This is a genomic window from Streptomyces sp. NPDC021093, assembly GCF_044333135.1.
Taxonomy (GTDB): domain Bacteria; phylum Actinomycetota; class Actinomycetes; order Streptomycetales; family Streptomycetaceae; genus Streptomyces.
In genome coordinates, this window is the sequence record NZ_JBIRQJ010000002.1 from 911613 (window position 1) to 928456 (window position 16844).

The following is a 16844-nucleotide window of genomic DNA, read 5'->3' on the forward strand; positions in this document are numbered from 1 at the left end:
AACGAGCCCCCGCAGCTACGCCTGAGGCGGTGTCAGCGTCACCAGGAACTTCTTCGCGGGCCCGACGTTCCCGGCCGCGTCGATCGTCCGGTACTCGATGGTGTGCGTCTTGTACTCGGGCGTCGCGTCGTCCCACGGCACCACGCGCGGCGTGCCCAGCTTCCCGTACACCAGGTCGTCGACGTTGGTCCCCGACGGCGTGAACCGCCACGGCGCATCGGCGTCCGTCGGCCAGCCGTAGTAGGTGTACCAGCCGTCCCCGTTGACCCGGAACTGCGAGACGACCGTCCCCTTCTGGTCGTCCTTCGCGCTGAGCCTCATCGTGAACGGACCGTCGTAGACGTACTCCACGGGCTTCCCCGGCCGCTGCACGGTGCGCACGGGATCGGAGAGTTCGTACGATCCGGTGGCCGACGCGGTGTCCACGGTCCAGGTCAGCGGGGCGGCGCCGGAGCCGCCCGTGACGATGCGGGCCTTGAGGGTGTGCGTACGACCGGCCGGCAGGCGCAGCTTGGACAGGTCGAGGTCGCGGTCGTTGCCGAGGCTGCTGGCGACCGGCCATCCGTCCACGGTCCACAGCACCTTGGGGGAGCGGCCGGTGGCGGGGTGCGAGGTGTCCGCGTACACGACGGACTTCGCGCCGACCGGCTTGTCCGTGCCGGTGTGACCGGTGAACTCGGCTTTCCCAGCGGCCTGTTGGACGCTGCGCACGGACCGGTCGACGGTCCATGTCACGGTACGGGTGAGAGCCTGCGACGCCCGCAGCTTCGGGTCCCGTACGAACGGCGTCGGGTCGGTGACGGTCGCCGTGAGGGTGTGCGCACCCGCGCCCACGTGCAGGCGCTTCAGATCCAGGCTGCGCGAGCCGAACGTGCCGGGCACCGTCCTCCCGTCGAGCTTCCAGGTCACGTCCAGCGCCCCGCCCACCGGGTGCAGGGTGTCCACCCAGGCGGTGCGGTCGGTGCCCAGCGGGGCGGTGTTGGGGGTGTGGTCCTGGACGAGGTTGACCTTGTTCGCGATCGCCTGGGTCATCACCTCGCGCTCGACCTGGTCGAAGTCGTACCCGAGGGTCTTCATCATGGAGTGCTTGCTGGGCCGCCAGACCCCCTTGGTCGAGTACATGCCGCCTTCGTGACGCCCGATGCGCCCGCCCGACAGGCTGTCCTCGCCGAGCCAGCGCCACCACTTCTGCTGCTTGGTGCGCATCTCCTCCTCGCTCAGGAGGGTGTGGTGCGTGGAGTCCGGCTCGCCACCGGTGTACGTACCGCCGGGGACGCCGCGCCCGTAGTAGTCGTACTCGTCGTCGAGCTTGCCGAGCGAGTGGCCTATCTCGTGCGGGGTGATGAGGGAGGACAGGGCGTTCCCGCCGGACGCGGTGGCCCAGGCGCCGCCCGCGCCGCCGTAGGTCTGACTGTTGGCGAGGGCGACGATCTGCCGGTTGGCGCTCTTGGACCCCGGGACGAGATCGGCGGCGGCGCTCGCCTTCTCGGTGTCGACGGTCAGCAGCCGCTGCACACTGTTGGCGTCGCAGCCGCCCCAGAACGCCATGTCGAGCGGGGTGTCGCGGCGGGCGTCGGAGAGTCCGGGGTCGCAGTCGACACCGGACTCGGGGGACGGCATCTCGACCGCCCAGACATTGATGTACGAGCGGTAGGAGGCGAACGGCTCGATGCTCCACAGCACGTTCATGTGCTTCTCGACGTCGGCGCGGAACTTGGGTATCTCGGCGGCGGTGTAGCCGTCGCCGAGGACGACGAGGTTGAAGCGCTTGTCGGTGGGCCCTGTGGTCTGGACGGGGACGACGGTGGCGTTGGCGGCGGCCTTGGTGCCGACCGGGTCACGGTCCACGGCTGTGGCCTGCTGCGGAACTGCGAGGGCGGCGGCGAGGAGCGCGCCTGCCGCGGCCAGGAGCGCAGGTCTCTTGGTGCGTCGGATGAGTCGCATGGCCGGGAGCGTACGGCTGTGCCCAACTCACCGTAAAGAGGCCCGAGTTACGCATGTGATGGCTCAAAAGCGGGCGCATGCGGGAAAATTCACTGTCTCGCAACACATTCCAGGATGCGGACGAACGCCAATTCGACGTGGACAAAAGTCCCTGCTCACTGCCAGTCTCGCGCCATGCGCCCTGCCACTCTTGCCCGCAGTCTCACTGCCACCGTCGCCGTCGTCGTCTCCGCCGCGTTCGCGGCCGGTTGTGCCCCGCAGCCGGAGCCGAAAGCCGCGCCCTCGTCGCCCGCGGGCGGTGCCTCGTGCGCCCCGGGCAAGCTGGCCACCGAGACGGACGGCAAGCTGACGGTGGGCACGGACAAGCCCGCGTACGCACCCTGGTTCAAGGACGACAAGCCGTCGAACGGCCAGGGCTACGAGTCCGCCGTCGCCTACGCGGTCGCCGAGAAGCTCGGCTACCAGAAGCAGGACGTGGTCTGGCAGACGGTCGCCTTCAACAACGCCTTCGCGCCGGGCGAGAAGAAGTTCGACTTCGACCTCAACCAGATCTCCATCAGCGAGCAGCGCAAGAAGGCCGTCGACTTCTCCTCCGGCTACTACGACGTCCGGCAGACGGTGGTCGCCCTCAAGAACTCCAAGGCGGCGAAGGCCAAGTCGGTCGCCGACCTCAAGGACGTCAAGCTCGGCGCCCAGGTCGGCACGACCAGCCTGGAAGTCGTCAACGACCTCATCAAGCCGTCCCAGCAGCCGGCCGTCTACCAGAAGAACGACTTCGCGAAGGCGGCCCTGAAGAACGGCCAGGTGGACGCCATCGTCGTCGACCTCCCGACCGCGTTCTACATCACGGGCGCCGAGGTGCCCGAGGCCGCCGTCATCGGCCAGTTCCAGGACACCCTCGGCAAGGCGGAGAAGTTCGGCCTCGTACTCGACAAGGGCAGCGCGCTGACCGGGTGCGTGACGGGTGCGGTCGACGCGCTCCGCAAGGACGGCACGCTCGCCAGGCTGGAGAAGCAGTGGCTGGCGGACGCGGTGGACGCACCGGTGCTCAAGTGACGCTCCAGAAGACGGAGTCGGAGGCGGAGGCGGAGGGATACGTCCCCTCGGCCCGCCGGCTCGCACGCGAACGCTTCAAGCGCGGACGTACCCGCCGGGCCACGGCGATCGCCGCGATCAGCACCCTGATCACGGCCGCCGTCCTGTACGTCGTCATCGTCAACTCGCCCGGCTGGGAACGCACCCGGGAGACCTTCTTCGACCCGGACTTCGCCCGCAAGGCGTTCCCCGAGGTCATGAAGGGCCTCTGGCTCAACCTCCGGCTGCTGGTGGTGTGCGGGGTGTGCGTGCTGGTGCTGGGGATGCTGCTGGCGGTGGCCCGCACCCTGCGCGGCCCGGCCTTCTTCCCGATCCGGGCGCTGGCCACGGCATACACGGACTTCTTCCGCGGCCTCCCCCTGATCATCAACCTGTTGATCGTGGTCTTCGGCGTCCCCGCCCTGCGCCTGACGGGCGTGACGACGGACCCGGTACTGCTGGGCGGCGCGGCCCTCACGCTGACGTACTCCGCGTACGTGGCGGAGGTCTTCCGCGCGGGCATCGAGTCCGTCCACCCCTCCCAGCGGGCGGCGGCACGGTCGCTCGGCCTCTCCAACCGCAAGACGCTGCGGTACGTGGTGCTGCCGCAGGCGGTGCGCCGAGTCGTCCCGCCGCTCCTCAACGACCTGGTCTCGCTCCAGAAGGACACCGGCCTGGTCTCCATCGCGGGCGCGGTCGACGCGGTGTACGCGGCGCAGATCATCGCGAGCCGCGACTTCAACTACACCCCCTACATCGTGGCGGGCCTGGTCTTCGTGGCCCTGACCATCCCGATGACGAGATTCACGGACTGGGTGACCGCCCGGATGGACCGGCAGCGGGCCCAGGGAGGAACGGTATGAGTACGGACCTCGATCCGGTGCTGCGGCTGGAGTCCGTACGCAAGACGTACGGCGGGCGCGGCAAGGAGACCGTCGTGCTCCGGGACGTCGACCTGGACGTCGCCCCGCACACGGTCACCGCCCTGATCGGCGCGTCAGGCTCCGGCAAGTCGACGCTGCTGCGCTGCGTGAACCTCCTCGAAGAGATCGACGACGGCGCGATCTTCCTCGACGGCGAGGACATCACCGACCCGAGGGCGGACGCGGACGCGGTGCGCCGCCGGATCGGAGTCGTCTTCCAGGCGTACAACCTCTTCCCGCACATGTCGGTACTGGACAACATCACGCTGGCCCCGAGGCGGGTGCACGGTGTCGCGCGCGAGGAGGCGGAGGAGCGGGCCAGGGAGCTGCTGGAGCGGCTGGGGCTCGGCGGAAAGGCGGCGGAGTACCCGGACCGGCTGAGCGGCGGCCAGCAGCAACGGGCGGCGATCGTACGGGCGTTGGCGGTCCGCCCGCGACTGCTCCTGCTCGACGAGATCACGGCGGCGCTGGACCCGGAGCTGGTGGGGGAAGTGCTGAGCGTCGTAAGGGACTTGAAGGAGGAGGGCATGACGATGGTCATCGCCACCCACGAGATGGGGTTCGCCCGCGAGGTCGCCGACCAGGTGTGCTTCCTGGACGCGGGGGTGGTGCTGGAGCGGGGGACGGCGGCGGAGGTGTTCGGGGCGCCGCGGGAGGAGCGGACTCAGCAGTTCCTGAAGAGGATCGTGGAGGCGGGGAGGTTGTAGATCATCCCTCCGGGTGTCGTACCTGCGTGGTACATCTGAGGCATGCGTGGGCGACGACTTCTGAGCTACCGGGACGCGGTGGCGATCCTGGGCGGTGACAGCGAGGCACTGACGGCGGCGGACCAGGCGCTGGGCGGCGTGCTGTCCGCCGCCACCGGCGGGACCAGTGATGCGGTGCTGGGCATCTTCGGCGCGCAGGGGCGGTTGCTGCGGCTGGGGCGGGACCTGACCAGCGGCCTGCGGGACCGGCTGAGCGGTGCCGAGCGTGCTGAGCGTTCGGAGAAGGTCGCGGCGGCGCACGCGGTGCTGGTCGTCACGGCGTACTTCGAGGCGCTCGGAGAGTTGGAACTCCCCTTCGACCTACAGGATCTGGAACTCACGCTCGGTGAGCAGATCGCCATCGCGGGAGGCGACCGGGAAGCCGCGAGCATCGTGCAGCGGCTGCTCCACGCGGATATTCCGCAGATGGGGCCGATGCTGCCCTACGAGGCGCTCAGGGGCCGGTTGATCAACTGGTACGGCAACATCACTGTCTACACGCTGACGTTCATACAAGGGCTCGCCATCTGGGACGGGCTGAGCGAACAACAGCGAAGCCAAGCGCAGGAGACTCTCTCCGGCCTTCACACGGAGGCGTGGTTCCGCTTTGAGGCGCTCTACGCACAACTCGCCCTGGACGTCCCGGAATTCGGATTCTGGTCCGGCCAGATCGAGCACCAGGCCACCCGCAACGAGATCCGTCAGTCCCTCGCCGGTGTCCAGGACGCCCTGCGCGGGCTGGTCGTCGCACCCGCGTTCAGCCACGCCGCCGCAGGCCTCGACAGGGTCCACCGGGCCGCCCTCGCCAAGCCGATCCTCTCCGAGGGCGAGGCCCCCAGTGGCTTGACCCTGCCCACTCTCGGAGAGGGGTACGTGGACCCGGACTTCCGAGCCTCCGCCGTACCCAGTGACGGCAACGGGCCCGCGCAGGAGGGCTGGTGGGAGAACCTGCCCGTACGGTCCGACCTCACCGAATTCCTCGCCGGAACGCTCACGTCACCGGAGGCCGCCGCCGTGCCCCTCCTCGTTCTCGGCCAGCCGGGTGCGGGCAAGTCCGTACTGACCAAGGTCCTGGCGGCCCAACTGGCCGCGACCGGGTTCCTGCCCGTGCGGATCGTGCTGCGCGAAGCGCGCGCCGAGGAGGAGGTGCAGGATCAGATCGAGCATGCGGTACGAGCGGCCACGGGCGAGCAGGTCTCCTGGACGGAACTGGTGCGGTCGGCCGAAGGGGCGGTCCCCGTCCTCCTCTTCGACGGCTTCGACGAACTGCTCCAGGCAACCGGAGTCAGCCAGACCGACTACCTGCTCAGGATCGCCAAGTTCCAGCAGCGCGAGGCCGAACTGGGCCGACCGGTCTACGCCATGGTGACCAGCCGCACCGCCGTGGCGGACCGGGCCAGGTGCCCGGAAGGGACCGTGGCGGTACGCCTCGAACCGTTCCGCGAGCCGCAGATCCGACGCTGGCTCGCGGTCTGGAACCAGCTCAACGCAGCGCACTTCAACGCCCGGGGACTCCGCCCGCTGACCGCCGAAGTGGCATGCAGGAACGAGGAGTTGGCCTCCCAGCCCCTCCTCCTGCTGATGCTCGCCCTGCACGACGCCAACGCCAACGCGCTCCAACGGGAGACGGAGAACGGCGAGCCCCTGGGTGCGGCCGATCTCTACGAAGAGCTGCTGGCCTCCTTCGCGGTCCGCGAGATAGGCAAGTCGGGGGAGGCTCTCACCGCCCGCCAAGTGGCCAAACACGCCGAGGACGAACTCCAACGGCTCTCCCTCATCGCCTTCGGCGTCCTCAACCGCCGTCGCCAGTGGATCACCGCCGCAGAACTCGAAGGGGACCTCACCGCCCTGCTCGGCAGGTCCGACACCGCTGCCTCGACAGATTTGCGCCATACCCCGCTCAACCAGGCGGAGATCGCCCTCGGCCGGTTCTTCTTCGTACAGAAGGCGCAAGCGCTTCAGAACGAACGCGAGCTGACGACCTACGAATTCCTGCACGCCACTTTCGGGGAGTATCTGGTCGCCAGGCTCGCCGTGGTCCTCCTCGATCAACTCCTCGATCAGCGGCCCGCGTTGTCCCTCGGCCGGACGCCCGTGGACGACGACCTGCTCTACGTCCTGCTGTCCTACTCGTCGCTGGCGTCCCGGCAGATGCTGCGCTTCGTGGAGGCCCGCATCGGCCACCTCGCCCCGCAGCGGCGGGAGCGGCTCGGCGACCTGCTGATCGGCGTGATGGACGACGCCCACTACAGGGTCGAGCACAAGTACGCCGACTATCGCCCCATCCCCCGTGCGACTGCGGCTCGGCACGGGAAATACCAGGCGAACCTGCTGATGCTGACAGTGCTGGTCACGGGCGGGGTCACCGCGAGCGAACTCTTCCCCGCCACGAACGACCCGGCAGGTATCTGGCCGCACCGGGTCCAGTTGTACCGCTCCGCGCTGACCGAGCAGGAGTGGGCGGACTTCGCCGCCGCGCTCCAGGTGCACCGCACCTGGGGGAACGGTCGGCGGGAGCTGACCGTCCTCCCGGCCTCGGCGCCGGTGCCGTCGGGAGGCGAATGGGCGGTCGACCCGTACTGGGCGTTCCGTTACGGTCCCGACCACGAGTACCAGACGGGGGCAACCACCTGGTCGCGGGCGTACGCGGAGGAGAGCCGGCACCGGATGGACATCGCCGACGCCGGTCAGGACCTCGTCGTACGGCATGCGCTCGACCCGCTCTTCGAACGCTTCGGCATCGCCATGACCACCTTCTACGGAGAGGCGGGCGGCCGGGCCACCTCCTGGGCGCACGACCTGGTGGACCTCTGGCTTTCGAGCCACCTGGAACCCTTGGATCCGGATCTTGCGGTGCGGTACGAGCGCTGCGCGCAGTTGCTCTTCCAAGCCCGCGGAATGCCGTCCGAGATGTGGACCAAGCTGAGTGCGATCGTCGCCGGCCAACTCCTGGGCGACGCACATCGATTGCCGGTGATCGTGGTGTTCCGTGTGGTGAAGGCGCTGTGGACGGATCGCGATACCGCCGCGTCCCTCGTGCTCCGGGCGCGCATCGTGCTCCGTCGCCTGGACACCATGGACTCGTATCCGTACGACGAGGAGACCGAGGCTCATTGCGCGATGCTGCGCGGGCTCCTCGACGAGGCGCTCGGAACCCTGGAGACGGACGCGCCGCAGTGGCTTCCCTCGGTGTGGGCCGAGGAAAGCCACTCCCGACTGGCCCGATGGCTCCTGCCGGAATTCGTGAACCGGGGGGTGCCGGAAGAGGTCGCGGACCAGCTGCGCGCACTGCGCCGCCGCTACGACGAACCGACCTCCTGACTCACCCCAGATCCAACGCGTTCCGCAGCCCCAACCTCCACCGCGTCCGGTCGTGCCGCCTCAGTGTCTCGACCGCCGGGATCTTGTGCATCCCCCGCACCGTGCACCGCGCCGCATCCGAACCCGCCCTGTCCAGCAGGGCGTTGACCGCCGCCCGCGCCGAAGCGTTCGCGCCCTCCATCGTCGCCAGGTCGATGTCGACGGCGACGAAGTCCCCCGACAGATAGAAGTTGGGGATGGCGGTCTTGGCCGAAGGCCGGTTGTGCAGCGTTCCGCACGGGTGGATCAGCAGCTCGTCCTCATTGGTGGGGTTCGGGGTGCCGAGCCCGTCCACCCCCGGGTCCAGGAACCACGAGTGCAGCGCCGCGTCCCTCAGCACCACCTTCCCCGTGTCGTTCAGCCCCGCCTTCAGCTGCGCCCACACCTCCTTCGCCACCTCCTCCCGCGTGCACTGCTTCGCCGTCTTCCCGTACAGGATCCCGGGCTTGTCCCACTCCGAGATGTCGACCGACAGGCAGTCCACCGCGACCCCGTCCCCGTACACCGCAGGGAAGTCACGGTCCGGCCAGTGCTTGGCCTGGGCGATGCCCGTCAGCGACCACGGCGAGTCGATGAGGTTCACATGTCCCTCGACCATCTTCGGACGCTCCGTCAGATAGAACTGGATGCCCGTCATCCAGTCCGTCTCCAGCTTGTCGGCGCGCGCCAACTGCGGGTCAAGGGAACGCATTTCGGCGTTCCAGGTCCGCCGTGCGTGCTCCACGGGCATCGCCGACACATAGTGGTCCGCCACCACCGACTGCCGTGCGCCCGCCGGGTCCTCGATGACCGTCTCGCTGATCCGGCCGCCTGCCGTCTTCAGCTCCCGTACCGTCCAGCCGATCTTGAAGTCCACGCCGAGGGTCCTGAGATGAGCCACCCAGGGGTCGATCCACGCCTCGTTCGTCGGCAGGTTGAGGATGCGGTCCGGCGGGCCGTCCGCGCCCTGGCCGAGCGCGTTGAAGACGAAGGCCTCGCCGAGTGTGCCGACCGTCCGGGTGCTCGCCTCCTCCGCCTTCGTCGCGACGATGTTGCGGGTGATGCCGACGGCGAGGATGCGCTGGTACTCCTTCGACATCTGGGCGGCCCGTACGAACTCCCACCACGGGGTCTTCTCCCACGTGCTGTCGCGCCGCTCGTCGCAGCTGGTCAGGAAGACGAGCGCCCGGTTCACGAAGTACGCGATCTCGTGCAGGGGGAGGTTCAGGGCCGTCTCCAGCAGGCCCGTGAGCATGCGGCGGATGTCGTCGAGGTCGAGGTTCGTGGGCTTGTGGCCGGGCCACGGGATCGGCATCCGCAGGTCCTCGCGGCCGTTGGAGCGCGCGAACATCATCTCGGGCGGGGCGACGAGGTTGTCCCACACCCCGTTCGCGTTGCCGGGGAAGGGGATGCGGCGCATCGTGTCCGGGAGGTTGTGGTAGATCCCCGGGATGAAGCGGAAGCCGTGCTCGCCAGGCAGCGGCTTCCGGCTGCCCTTCGCGCTGCCCGGCACGTCCATGCTGCGGGCCTTGCCGCCGAGCGCGCGTCTTTCGTACACGGTGACCTGGAAGCCGCGCTCCGCCAGCTCGTGCGCCGCCGTCAGGCCGGCGACCCCGCCGCCGAGCACGGCGACGGACTGGCCTGCCTTCGGAGCCGCCTGTGCCGCCTGTGCCGCCTGCGCCGCCCCGGCCGGAAGCGTGCCGAGTGCGGCCGCCCCGCCGACCGCCGCCGCCCCGGCAACGAACGCGCGCCGAGAAGCGTGAGCGGTGTGAGCGGTGTGCGAGGTCGAAGTGCTGACCGTACGGTCCATCTGCCCAGCCCCTTACCAGTGGTAACAGCCACATGAGTCGCAGGAGCATAAGACGGCCCCGCCCGACGCGGAAGACTTCTGTCAACGCGTATACGGGCGGGGCCGGTTGGGCTGGCCGGGAAGGATCGGTGGGGGCGGGTCAGGCGCTTGTCAGGTAGGTGTACGAGTCGGTCTCCGGCAGGGCCAGTTCCGGCCGCCACGACCGCAGAACCGCGGCCGACGGTACGAAGAGCGCGGCCGGGATCTCCTCGGGGGCGAACCAGTCCCACCGTACGATCTTGTCCGGTTCGGTGACCCTCGGAGTCCCCGCCGCGGCTTCCGTGACGGCCGCCGCCGAAATGCGGTTCAGGCCGTACCCGCCGTCCAGCACCACGGCCACCACCCGCACGGAGTCGGCGGGCGCCAACAGGCCGGTCTCCTCGGCGAGTTCACGGACTCCGGCCGTCTCGAAGCTCTCGCCCGTGTCGACCTTGCCGCCGGGCAGCTCCCAGTTGCCGTTGTGCCCGAGTCCGAGCAGGATCCGGCCCGCCCCGTCCAGGACGATCATGCCGACGCCGGTGAGGCAGTTCGGGGTGGGAGAGGTGCGGGCGGGAGTGTCGGTGGGGGGCGGGGCGGTGCGTCGTACGGTGCTCATGGTCATCGACCGTACCTGGCGGGCATCCCTCTCAGGGCCCGGCCCCGATCTGGTCGGCCGGGTCCTCGAAGCCTCTTCTTCCGCCACGGCCGCTACCTGCTCATCGCCTCGCCCAGTCCGAAGGGCCCGCCGTCTGCGATCCTTGTGCAGGACATGCAGGTGTAGCAGGCAGCAGGCAGTAGGCGAGGAGTGACCGACGTGGCAGGGCCGGACGTACCCGACGGGTACGAGGAGTACGTCGAGGGCTATGCCCGGATACTGCACGAGGTCGCCGGCACCAGCCGCCGCCTCACCCGCGACGAACTCGACGCCCGGCGTGCCCTGGGCGAGCGCGCCGCCGAGTCGGGGCTCGGACTGCGGGCCGTCGTACGCGCGTACCTGACGGCCACGCGGGAGAGCTGGCCGTCCGCCGGCACGGGCGCGCCCGACGAAGTGCTCGCCGCCGTGGGACAGGCCGTCGACGCCGTCGCGGAGGGGTACGAACGGGCCCAGCGCATGGCGGTCCGTCAGGAAGAGGGCGCCAGGCGGGAGTTCATCGACGACCTGCTGCACGGACGCAGCGACCTGGGCCGGCTCGCGGCCCGCGCCGAACGCTTCGGACTGCGCTTCTCACGGGCGCACGCGGTCGCCGTGGCGGAGGGCCCGGACGCCATCGAGGACGGCGACCCGGTGAGCCGGGCGGTGGAGAACTCGCTCACCGCCCGCTTCGTCGACCGGCGCATCCTGGTCGCCAGCAAGGACGGACGGCTCGTGTGCATCGCCCCCGGCGAGCACTCCGACGTCCTGCACCACTTCGCCAAGCAGGTGCACGCCGCCACCGACGAGGTGCTGGTCGCGGTCGGCCGCCCGCACCCCGGCGCGGGCGGCGTCGTCCACTCGTACGAGGAGGCCCTCGGCGCGCTCGGTTTCGCCGAGCGGATGGGGCTCGAAGGGCCCGTCCTGTACGCCGCCGACCTACTGGTCTTTCCGGTGCTCGGCCGGGACCAGCAGGCCCTCGTCGACCTGGTGCGCAGCGCGCTCGGCCCGCTCGCACAGGCGCGCGGCGGGGCCGGGCCGCTGGTGGAGACCCTGCGCGTGTACTTCGACGCGGGTTGCGTGTCGGCGGAGGCGGCCCGCCGGCTGAACCTGAGCGTGCGGGCGCTGACGTACCGCCTGGAGCGCATCCACCGGCTGACCGGCGCCGACCCGGCGGACCCGCTGCGGCGGTACACGCTCCAGACGGCGGTCATCGGGGCGCGGATGCTGGACTGGCCGGCCACGGCGCTCTAGTCCTGCCACCGTGTTCCAGGCGGTCGTCGTGCGCCAACGGTGCGCCGCGAACAGGCCGCCGATACACCCCCTTTGAGCCACATTCACCACACGACGGTCCTCGAACACGCACCGATACCCTGGGGCCGTCGTGATTCATGGGTGCCCCGTGGCGCAAGAGGAGAACACTGTGGCCGAGTCCGCCATAGCCCCACCGGACCCCCTCGCCCCGCGTGGTCTCCCGCTCACCGGTCTCCGGCGCAGGCTGACCCGCACCGCGGTGGCCCTGGTCGCGCTCCTCGCCGTCGTCCACTCGACGATGCTGCTGCTGTACGTGGCGAGCGACTTCCCGCTCGCCAAGACGTACGCCAAGCAGACCGACTGGTGGATGCGCCCGATGTTCCCGCAGGACTGGAACATATTCGCCCCCGACCCCTCCCGCTACAACGTCCACCTGGAGGTCCGCACCAGGGTCGACGGGCGGCTCGGCCCGTGGATCGACCTCACGGCGTACGACAACGCCCGCTACCGCGGCGACCTGCTGCCCAGCATCGAGGACCAGCTCGTACTGCGCCGCGCGACGACCCAGTACCAGAGCAGCGCCAAGGCCCCCGGCGCCGACGAGGCACGCAGCCGCAACGCCCGCTACCTCATGAACGTGATCACCGCCCGCCTGGACGACATGGGCAGACCCTCCGGCGACGCGATCGAACTCCGCACCCGCTCCACCCGCATTCCGTCCCCCGAAGCCCCGGACGCCGTCCACCCGGCCCGCTACGAAGAGGTCGGCTTCTGGAAGGTGACCCGATGACGGCCCGCCAGGCACTCGGACTCGGCCGCGAGCGCGCTGGCGTGCTGGGGGCCCGCGTCATCGGCGCCCTCCGCGATCTCACGCTGCGCCCCCTCGCCCCGTACAGCGCCGCCGCCATGCGCATCGGCCTCGCCGGTCTCTACGTACTGCACCTGCTGCGTGAACTCCCGCACGCGAACCGGCTCTGGGGCCCGGGATCGCCGCTCACCCCGGAGCTGTTCGCGGAGACGATGCGGGCGCGTGGCTGGGACGGCGCGTTCGGCTGGTGGTACGGACTGCTCGCCACGGACAGCTCGGTCGTCTTCTACGCCTGGTACGCGCTCGCGCTCCTGGTCAGCGCCCTCTACGCGGTCGGCTGGCGGACCCGGGCGATGGCCCCGCTCTTCGTCTTCGTCGTGGTCGCCTTCTACATCCGCGGATCGATGGCCAACAGCGGCTGGGCCCTGCTGAGCCTCCTGTTCGCCAACTACCTGGTCTTCTGCGCGTCCGGCCGGCACTGGTCGCTGGACGCGCGGCGCAGGGCACGGCGGGGCGGGACCACGAGGCCCGTGCCGTGGGGCGAGGAGACGGAAGAGCTGCGCCGGCGCGCGGTGACCGTGCTGCACAACGCGGGCATGGGCGTCATCGCCCTCCAGGTCATGGTCATCTACACGTCCGCGGCGATGTACAAGATCCGCGGGACGTCGTGGCGGGACGGGTCCGCGCTCTACTACTCGATGATGAGCGACGACTTCTCGACGTTCCCCGAAATGTCGGCGTGGATCGCGAGCCACGGGACGTTCACGGCGGTCATGGCGTACGTGACGGTCTTCTCGCAGGTCCTCTTCGCGGCGCTGGTGTTCAACCGGCGGCTGAAGTACGTGATCCTCGTGGTGATGCTGAGCACGCACGTGGGGATCGGCGTCTTCATGGCACTGCCGATGTTCTCGGCGATCACGATCGTGGGCGACCTGGTGTTCCTGCCGACGTCGTTCTGGCTGGCGGCGGCGGGGTTCGTACGGGTGTGGCGGGAACCGGCATCGCCCTTGCCGGACCCGGCGCGGTTCGGCCGCGTCCCAAAGGGGCGCGGGGAACTGCGCGACCAGCCACGATGAACCCGCAGCTGACACACCGCACCACCTGCGGAGCGCTCAGCGCTCAATGCCGCCCGCCCGGTGCAGCCGTCGCCGCCGCATAACAAGCCCCACGCCCCTCGGCCCGAGCGACGACCCGCCCGCCCTGGACACGCACGGCGGTCTCGGTCGCGTCACTCACCGCCGACACACCGGCCGCAGCGGCCAGCACCCCCAACTCATCGTGCACGAGACGCACTTGGGGCCACGCCCGCTCCGGGAACGCCTGCCGCAGCCCGGCCCCCAGCTCCGCCACCGTCAGCCGGGCCAGCGGCCCCAGCTCACCCGGCTCGCCCGTCACGAGCACGGCAGTGACGGTGCTACCGGGCGCCGCCGCCCGTACCGCCTCCTCGACGGCCTCCAGCCGGTGCAGCCCGAGGACCGCCACCACCCCGTCGTCCGCGAGCCCGACGGCCCCGCCGCGCAGGGCGTCCGTCGAGGGCGGCGGTGACCACGCCTCGTCCACGGGCCGCGCCTTCGGTACGTAAGGGAGGTGCGGCGGCGCCCAGTCGCCGCCGGGGGCGAGCGCGGCGAGCTGTTCGCAGGCCGCGACGACCTGGAACGGATCGGCGAACCCCGGTGCGGCGGCGGCCAGTTGATCCGCCCCGTGCAGCAGCGTGAGCACGGCCTCGGCGACCGGCACCAGCCGCTCCGCGCCGCGCCCGCGCGCCATGCCCTCCAGCGCAAGCCCGAGCACGATCGCGTCCAGCTTCAGCAGCTGGGCGTACGGCTGCCGGGTCTGCGCGTCCGCGAGGACCACCGACGGCAGGTCCCGCGCCGGGTTGTCGTGCTGGTCGTCGTCGCCGGAGAGCGGAAAACGGGCCACCCGGGCTCGGGCGAGCGCACCGAGTGCCTCACCGACGGTGTCGACGGACGCCGGGGGCGGGGAAGCGGGTGCACGGGCCGCCAGATCGGCCAGAACCGCGAAGTACAGGGCCCGCTTGCCGGGGAAGTTGGAGTAGACGGCCCCGCGAGTGAGTCCCGCCCGCTCGGCGATCCGGTCGATCTTCGCATCGCGGAACCCCCGCTCGCCGAACTCCTCGCAAGCCGCCTCAAGGACCTTCCTGCGATTGAGTTCCTGCACTTCGGCCCTGGTCAACCGGCCCATGTCGCTCCTGTCGTGGGGTGATTCCGGCATTCAAGATACCCAGGGCATCCAGATGATGGCATCATGTGTCCACGGCATTCGAGAATCGACAGGGAGGGAGGGCACTCCTGTGCCCGATACGAAGGACGAGGGACGACAGCCGGACATCCAGCTCTCCGACCCGGAAGTGATGCGCGACCCGTTCGCCGTCTACGGCCGCGCCCGCGAACAGGGGCCGGTGGCCCGGCTGACGGCCCCCGGTTTCGGCGGCATGTGGGCGGTGACCCGGCACGCGGAGGCCCGTGCCCTGCTGAGCGACCCGCGCTTCGAGATCCGAACCGACAGCTTCCTGCGCCCCGAAGTGCCGGACGACTGCGTCCCGTACATGCGGACCATGGCGGAGATGAGCGGCCCCGAGCACCTGAGGCTGCGCAGGCTGGTCGCCCCGGCGTTCAGCGCGCGCCGGGCCGCCGCCTTCCGCCCGCGCATCGAAGCGATCGTCGACCGCCTCCTGGACGAACTGGCCGGACACGCCTCACCGGAGGACGGCACGGTCGACCTCCTCACACACTTCGCCCAGCACCTCCCGATGGAAGTGATCTGCGAATGGGTCGGCATTCCGGAGGAGGACCGGCCGCAGTGGCGGAAGTACGGGGCGACGGTGTCGGCCGGAGCGGGAGCGGAGTTCGCGGCGGCGATTCCGGGGATCGTACGGGGAGCGAAGGAGGCGGTGGAACGGAGGCGGCGCGAGCCGAAGGTCGTGGGCCAGGACGTCGCTCCCACCGGGGCCGCGGACCTGCTCGGCGACCTGATCCATGCGCAGGACGAGGACGGGGACCGGCTGAGCGACGTCGAGATGGTGACCCTGATCTGGCACGTCGTCCTCGCGGGCCAGTCGCCCACCCCCCTCGTGGCGAACGCGATCGACGCCCTGCTCGCTCACCCCGAGCAGCTCGCCGCACTGCGCGCGGAACCGTCACTGATGCCGGGAGCGGTGGAGGAGCTGACCCGCTGGACGGGCCCGACGCTGCTGTCCATCCCGAGGTACGCGGCGGAAGAAGTCGAACTGCACGGCGTGCGCGTGGCGAAGGGAGACGCGGTCACGGCGCTGGTCGCCGCTGCGAACCGTGACCCCCGGGCGTTCCAGGACCCGGAACGACTGGACGTGCGACGCACGGCCCCCGCGACCCCGCACCTGAGCTTCGGCCACGGCCCGCACTTCTGCCTGGGCGCATCGGTGGCCCGCATCCAGACGGAGGTGGCGCTGGCCGGACTGCTGCGCCGCTTCCCGGACTTGGCGCCGGCGGGGGAGGGGGAGTCGCGTCGGGCGATGGACCCGGGGACGTGGCGGCTGGAGGGGCTGCTGGTACGGCTCTGAGGATCGGGCCGTTGGGGCCTGTCCGGGCAGAGAGGCCCTAGCGGCCCTCGGCAGGCAGCGGCGCCGTGCACGTAGTACGGCCGTACGCGCCGGAGGCGGTGGCCCGCTGCTGGTGCTGGTCGCGGATGGCGAGGGCGCAGGTGGCGGTGCCGCCCTGCTGAGGCAGTTGGACCTTCACCACGGGGGACTTCCCCAGCGGCACCTGGACGGTCTTCTTCCAGGGGAGGGTCGCGGCCTTCTCGGTGGTGGCGGTGCCCTGTTCGCTGGTGGCGAGGTAGGTGATGTCGGCGGTGCCGGTGCCGGTGATCTCGTAGGTCACCGCTGCGGTGGGGACCGGGGGCTTGGTGGGCGCGCTCGGGCCGGTCAGGGCGTAGATGCCGTACCCGGCTGCGGCGGCCAGGAGGAGGGCGGCGCCGACCGCGAGGAGGCGGGGACGCGGCTCTGCGGAGGAAGCCTCGCCGACCGCGTCGGAGGCCGGGGAATCGGGGGTCGGGGAATCAGAGCTCGGGGATTCGGTCGCAGTGGTCATCGTCGGCCTTCGGTCGCGGGGTGTGGCCGGACGGTTCTACAGGAGGTACGGCGGGGGCGCCAGCAGTGGGAAATGGCGGCTATGCCAGAGAAGAAGCCGGATGGCGTGTGATACCCCGATGTTGAGGTAACTGACGGACATTCACGGGTGGTTGACCTTGTGTCGTCCGCGTGCGTAGAACTCTCACTTCTCATCCACTGACCGGGAGA

Annotated in this window: 13 protein-coding genes; 8 read left to right on the forward strand and 5 right to left on the reverse strand. The window is 70.4% G+C overall.

Annotated features, from left to right (window positions below; translation table 11 throughout):
• Window positions 1-15: 15 nt before the first annotated feature.
• Complete coding sequence (locus ACH4SP_RS08950; protein ID WP_398411680.1) at window positions 16-1944, reverse strand: M64 family metallopeptidase; 1929 nt, start codon at window positions 1942-1944, stop codon at window positions 16-18.
• Window positions 1945-2118: 174 nt separating this feature from the next.
• Here ACH4SP_RS08950 and ACH4SP_RS08955 point away from each other — a divergent pair, with 174 nt between their 5' ends.
• Genes ACH4SP_RS08955 through ACH4SP_RS08970 form a run of 4 tightly spaced genes read left to right on the forward strand, consistent with a single transcriptional unit; the run spans window position 2119 to window position 8008 of the window.
• The gene (locus tag ACH4SP_RS08955; protein WP_398411684.1) at window positions 2119-3000 is read left to right on the forward strand and encodes an ABC transporter substrate-binding protein; all 882 of its coding nucleotides are present in this window, start codon (window positions 2119-2121) and stop codon (window positions 2998-3000) included.
• Window positions 2997-3881 (forward strand): amino acid ABC transporter permease, encoded by an 885-nt coding sequence (locus tag ACH4SP_RS08960; RefSeq protein WP_398411686.1) that lies wholly within the window; start codon window positions 2997-2999, stop codon window positions 3879-3881. Before ACH4SP_RS08955 ends, ACH4SP_RS08960 begins: the two co-directional genes overlap by 4 nt.
• A complete protein-coding gene (locus ACH4SP_RS08965; protein WP_398411690.1) occupies window positions 3878-4648 on the forward strand; it encodes an amino acid ABC transporter ATP-binding protein in 771 nt (256 codons plus the stop codon). Before ACH4SP_RS08960 ends, ACH4SP_RS08965 begins: the two co-directional genes overlap by 4 nt.
• Before the next feature lie 42 nt (window positions 4649-4690).
• Entirely contained in the window at window positions 4691-8008 is a 3318-nt protein-coding gene (locus tag ACH4SP_RS08970; RefSeq protein ID WP_398411692.1) for an NACHT domain-containing protein, read from the forward strand.
• A 1-nt stretch (window position 8009) separates the two neighbouring features.
• Here ACH4SP_RS08970 and ACH4SP_RS08975 read toward each other — a convergent pair whose 3' ends face one another.
• Window positions 8010-9836, reverse strand: coding sequence for an FAD-dependent oxidoreductase (locus ACH4SP_RS08975; RefSeq protein WP_398411694.1), 1827 nt, complete (start codon window positions 9834-9836; stop codon window positions 8010-8012).
• Between the two features lie 139 nt (window positions 9837-9975).
• Window positions 9976-10470, reverse strand: a complete 495-nt coding sequence (locus tag ACH4SP_RS08980) for an NUDIX hydrolase (RefSeq protein ID WP_398411696.1) — start codon at window positions 10468-10470, stop codon at window positions 9976-9978.
• A gap of 198 nt (window positions 10471-10668) precedes the next feature.
• Between ACH4SP_RS08980 and ACH4SP_RS08985 the strand changes: the two genes are divergently transcribed.
• The 3 genes from ACH4SP_RS08985 (at window position 10669) to ACH4SP_RS08995 (ending at window position 13623) form a co-directional block, all read left to right on the forward strand.
• Window positions 10669-11739, forward strand: coding sequence for a PucR family transcriptional regulator (locus ACH4SP_RS08985; protein WP_398411698.1), 1071 nt, complete (start codon window positions 10669-10671; stop codon window positions 11737-11739).
• A gap of 169 nt (window positions 11740-11908) precedes the next feature.
• Window positions 11909-12529: a DUF5819 family protein gene (locus tag ACH4SP_RS08990; protein ID WP_398411701.1), complete on the forward strand. Its 621-nt coding sequence runs from the start codon at window positions 11909-11911 to the stop codon at window positions 12527-12529.
• Window positions 12526-13623 carry an HTTM domain-containing protein gene (locus ACH4SP_RS08995; protein ID WP_398411703.1) on the forward strand — a complete coding sequence of 366 codons (1098 nt, stop codon included), beginning with the start codon at window positions 12526-12528 and terminating at the stop codon, window positions 13621-13623. Before ACH4SP_RS08990 ends, ACH4SP_RS08995 begins: the two co-directional genes overlap by 4 nt.
• Before the next feature lie 43 nt (window positions 13624-13666).
• Here the strand turns inward: ACH4SP_RS08995 and ACH4SP_RS09000 are convergent, their stop codons facing one another.
• Window positions 13667-14779 (reverse strand): TetR/AcrR family transcriptional regulator, encoded by a 1113-nt coding sequence (locus ACH4SP_RS09000; RefSeq protein WP_398411705.1) that lies wholly within the window; start codon window positions 14777-14779, stop codon window positions 13667-13669.
• Between the two features lie 79 nt (window positions 14780-14858).
• Here ACH4SP_RS09000 and ACH4SP_RS09005 point away from each other — a divergent pair, with 79 nt between their 5' ends.
• Entirely contained in the window at window positions 14859-16106 is a 1248-nt protein-coding gene (locus tag ACH4SP_RS09005; RefSeq protein ID WP_398411707.1) for a cytochrome P450, read from the forward strand.
• Between the two features lie 37 nt (window positions 16107-16143).
• Here the strand turns inward: ACH4SP_RS09005 and ACH4SP_RS09010 are convergent, their stop codons facing one another.
• Window positions 16144-16635, reverse strand: a complete 492-nt coding sequence (locus ACH4SP_RS09010) for a hypothetical protein (protein ID WP_398411710.1) — start codon at window positions 16633-16635, stop codon at window positions 16144-16146.
• Window positions 16636-16844: the final 209 nt, after the last annotated feature.